The following is a 1066-nucleotide window of genomic DNA, read 5'->3' as shown; positions in this document are numbered from 1 at the left end:
TCGGCCCAGGCTTCGCGCCAGTGGGTCAGGAGCTCCGTGCGGTTCCACTCGCGCACCTTGGCGCCGAAGCCATCCGATCCAACTTCGCGCATCCCCAACATCACGTGGGCATGGGGCTTGGCGAGGCCGTCGGGCCCCACATCCCAGTGCACATTGAGATCGGCCACCATGCCGCGATCGACGAATTCCTTCTGCACAAAGTCCCGCGCCAGTGCGATGCCATCGGCCTGGGTCATCTCACGCGGAATGGCGAACTCGATCTCGCGGGCCAGCTGCGCGTCCTTGCGCACTTCAACCGCTTCGACATCGTTCCACAGCCGAGCGCGGTCGCGCCATTCTTCCGGCGCGCCGTCGGGCAGGATGACTTCGCTGTGCACGACGCCGGTCTTGTTGGAGAAATCGTGGTGCCGATCGAGCCGCTGATCATAGAGCCGATCGGCCGAGCGATAGGCAGCAGCGGCGACAGCGCTCGAGCCGGCACCGCGTGAAATGACTTTGGCCGAGAAGTGGTAGATCGCCATGGCGACGCACCAGATACGCCTAAAAGCGCACGTCGGCACGACGTATAAGCGCGCCCTCAAAAGATTTCATCATTCTCGGGACGGCCGAATCCCATGAGGTTTCAGGCAATTGGCATTGATCGTCAAGGCCGATAACTGGAGGGCCTCACGGCGCAACGGACCGCCGTCACAGGACACCAGACATGCGCAAGCCCCGCAACTATGACGAGGATCTCAAGGCCCTCACCGCCAAGGCCAGGCAACTCAAGGCACGCAAGCAGAGCCAGCTCGGCGAACTGGTCGAAGCGACCGGCGCCGATGCAATGCCCATCGAGGAACTGGCCGGCGCGTTGCTGTCAATCGCTGCAATCACCGATCCAACGCAGCGGGAGGCATGGCGCAAACGCGGCGCCGCGTTCTTTTCTGGCGAGCGGGCCGAACAGGCGACTGGCCGAGGCACTGGCGAGAACGCGCAACCAGCAGCGCCGCACGACCAGCGCTCGCCATCGCCTGGCCCTGCAACAGGCGCGGCATGACACAAGGGCCTGGCAGGTGAAGCGGCGCGA

Annotated in this window: 2 protein-coding genes; one reads left to right on the top strand and one right to left on the bottom strand. The window is 64.4% G+C overall.

Annotation, left to right across the window (positions count from 1 at the left end):
- Positions 1 to 521, bottom strand: a 521-nt coding sequence (mobQ, locus tag FHT19_RS24255; protein ID WP_169477111.1) for a MobQ family relaxase, incomplete at its 3' end; no start/stop codon positions are given.
- A 182-nt stretch (positions 522 to 703) separates the two neighbouring features.
- Between mobQ and FHT19_RS24250 the strand changes: the two genes are divergently transcribed.
- Positions 704 to 1036 (top strand): conjugal transfer protein TraD, encoded by a 333-nt coding sequence (locus tag FHT19_RS24250; protein WP_169477110.1) that lies wholly within the window; start codon positions 704 to 706, stop codon positions 1034 to 1036.
- Positions 1037 to 1066 lie beyond the last annotated feature (30 nt).

This window comes from Novosphingobium sp. SG919 (assembly GCF_012932495.1).
GTDB lineage: Bacteria > Pseudomonadota > Alphaproteobacteria > Sphingomonadales > Sphingomonadaceae > Novosphingobium > Novosphingobium rhizosphaerae.
Note: the sequence above shows the minus strand (reverse complement) of the source record. Positions and strands in the feature narration are given on the sequence as shown.